Origin of the sequence: Steroidobacter sp., assembly GCF_016790065.1 — a bacterium.
In the GTDB taxonomy this organism is placed as follows: domain Bacteria; phylum Pseudomonadota; class Gammaproteobacteria; order Steroidobacterales; family Steroidobacteraceae; genus Steroidobacter.
In genome coordinates this window covers 1-2,812 of record NZ_JAEUPY010000086.1, presented here as the reverse complement: position 1 = coordinate 2,812, position 2,812 = coordinate 1, and the positions used below count along the sequence as shown (strand labels likewise).

The window sequence follows — 2,812 nt, the reverse complement described above, 5'->3', positions numbered from 1 at the left end:
CCGCGGACACAGTGCAGATCTATAACAACGAAGAGCGCGGCTTCTTCACTTACGCAGCTCGCAGCACAGCGTCGATTCACTTGCTCGACGACGGCACGATTGCTCCGACAGCCTCGGTGGCTTCGATTGCGTTTGCGCCAGAGATCGCTATTCCAGCCATTCGCGCGTTCCGTGCGCGCTTCGGCGAACATCTGTATCAGAAGTATGGCTTCCTGGATTCGGTGAATCCCAGCTTCACGTTTACCGACGTGCCGCTGCGCCATGGCCGCATCGTCGAGGGCATCGGCTGGATTGCGGATGATTATCTGGGCATCGACCAGGGGCCCATCGTCGCCATGATCGAGAATTATCGCAGCGGCTTGATCTGGAGCATCATGCAGAACAATCCGCACATCCGACGGGGACTGCAACGGGCAGGGTTCACCGGCGGCTGGCTGGACAAACCCGCACCTGCGCAACCCAGCTCATAACGCTCAGGACAGTGCATGGCCTCGATGCCATCCGCCGCCACGATGAATCGTCGCGAGGCAATTGCCACGCTCTCCGGTGCAGCGCTAGCGCTCGCCGGCTGCGGTCGTGCGTCCGATAAAAAGGAACTGAAGTTTTGGGGCGCCGGGCGCGAAGGTGACGTCGCTGCCGAGTTGGTGCGTGGTTTCGAGCAGGAATATCCGCACATCCGAGTGAACGTGCAGAAGATGCCGTTTACTGTCGCGCACGAGAAGTTACTCACTGCCTACGCCGGCGAAACGCTGCCCGATCTATGTCAGCTGGGAAACACTTGGATTCCCGAGTTCGCCGCGCTCGATGCGTTGGAGCCGCTGGATAGTTATGTGTCGGGTTCCAAGGAAGTGCAGCTGCAGGACTATTTCGACGGCATCCTGGCGTCGAATCGGATCGACGACACTTTGTTCGGCATTCCTTGGTACGTCGACACTCGGTTACTTTACTACCGCCGTGACTTGTTGCGACAAGCTGGCTTCGCAGAGCCGCCGCAGACCTGGCAGCAGTGGAGCGAGATGCTCGCAGCGATCAAATCGCTCGTGGGGCCGGAGCGCTATTCGGTGCTGCTGCCGTTGAATGAGTTCGAGCCGCTGTTGGTGCTCGGCTTGCAGCTGCCGGCGGAGTTGTTACGGGATGACGGACGCTTCGGTAATTTTCGCGGCCAGGATTTTCGGCGCTCGCTGACGTTTTATGAAAGTCTGTTCGAGCGAGGCTGGGCGCCCCGCATGACCAACACTCAGATCTCCAATGTGTGGGATGAGTTTGGGCGTGGCTTCTTTTCGTTCTATATCTCTGGGCCTTGGAACATTGCCGAGTTCAAGCGCCGGCTGCCGGCAGCGCTACAGAACGAATGGATGACGGCGACCATGCCGGGGCCGGATGGGCCGGGCTTGTCCAGTGCTGGCGGGTCGAGCTTGGTGGTGTTCAAGTCGTCGCAGCTCAAAGCGGAGGCTTGGTTGTTGGCGGAGTATTTGTCTCGACCGTCGACGCAACAGCAGTTCTACGATCTCACGGGCGACATGCCGTCGCGGCGTAGCTCGTGGCAAATGCCGGCGTTGGTCGATTCGCCATATGCACGAGCGTATCTGGCGCAGCTTGATCGAGTGCGCTCGCCGCCGAAAGTGCCGGAGTGGGAGCGCATCGCCACTGAGATGCGACTCACTGGAGAGCGAGTAGTGCAGGGCGTGCAGACCGTCGATGAAGCGGTGGTGGCGCTGGATCGCAAGACCGATGAGATTCTGGCGAAGCGCCGCTGGATGCTGGATAGAAACACCTTGCCGGGGGCGTCATGAAGCGCTCCATGGCGGCGTGGTGGTTCGTCGGTCCGGCGCTCATGGTCATGACCGTGTTTTTCTTCGTGCCAGTGCTGGGCGCGTTGATCATGAGCGTGACGGACTTCGATCTGTACGCGCTCAGCGATTGGCGCAACCTGCGGTTCATCGGCTTCCACAACTATGTGACCTTGCTGCAGGACCCACTGTTCTGGAAGTCACTGGGCAACACCTTGTACTTCGTCGCACTCGGCGTGCCGTTGTCCATCGGTGCGTCGCTGGGTGCTGCCTTGCTGGTGAACTCCAAACTGGGCCGATTCCGCGGCTTTTTTCGCACGGTGTACTTCGCTCCGGTGGTTACAACCTTGGTGGCTGTCGCGGTCGTGTGGCGCTACATCTTTCATACGCGTTATGGATTCTTGAACTATGGCTTGAGCGGTCTGGGCATCGATCCCATCGATTGGATGGGCGATCCGCATTGGGCCATGCCGGCCATCGTGATTCTCGCGGTGTGGAAGAACTTCGGCTACAACATGATCATTCTGCTGGCGGCGCTACAGAACATTCCCGAAGATCTTTACGAAGCGGCCCGCATCGATGGCGCGTCGGGCTGGCAGGTGTTTCGGCACATCACCATTCCCGGCATTGCGCCGGTGCTGCTGTTGGTGAGCATCCTCACCATGACGGGCTACTTCCAACTGTTCGCCGAACCGTATGTGATGACGGAAGGCGGGCCGCTGCAGAGCACGTTGAGCGTGCTGTATTTCATGTACGAGGAAGGCTTCAAGTGGTGGAGCCTGGGCCGCGCGTCGGCGGTGGCGTTCTTGCTGTTCGTGCTGATGTTCCTGGTCACGGCCTTCCAGTTACGCCTCGGTCGTCAGCGGGGTGATCGGTGATGAGCCGACCGGAAGGCAGTGCGCCTCGGGAAGCGCAGCCGCGGAAGTCCCTCGGGACCAGGCGGGCGGCGATAGTTGTGAACACGCTGCTGATCATTGGCGCGTTGCTCACCGCCTTTCCGCTGCTGTGGATGTTGTCCGTGT

3 protein-coding genes are annotated in these 2,812 nt (G+C 60.0%); all 3 read left to right on the top strand.

All coding sequences use genetic code 11. The features are described from left to right. Nucleotides 1-470: glucoamylase family protein (locus JNL55_RS03490; RefSeq protein WP_293849309.1), on the top strand; the 470-nt coding region annotated here is incomplete at its 5' end. 24 nt (nt 471-494) lie between these two features. Next, on the top strand, nt 495-1,793 hold the full coding sequence (locus JNL55_RS03485; protein WP_415923000.1) for a sugar ABC transporter substrate-binding protein: 1,299 nt from the start codon (nt 495-497) through the stop codon (nt 1,791-1,793). Next, nucleotides 1,790-2,668: a carbohydrate ABC transporter permease gene (locus JNL55_RS03480; RefSeq protein ID WP_293849303.1), complete on the top strand. Its 879-nt coding sequence runs from the start codon at nt 1,790-1,792 to the stop codon at nt 2,666-2,668. Before JNL55_RS03485 ends, JNL55_RS03480 begins: the two co-directional genes overlap by 4 nt. Nucleotides 2,669-2,812 lie beyond the last annotated feature (144 nt).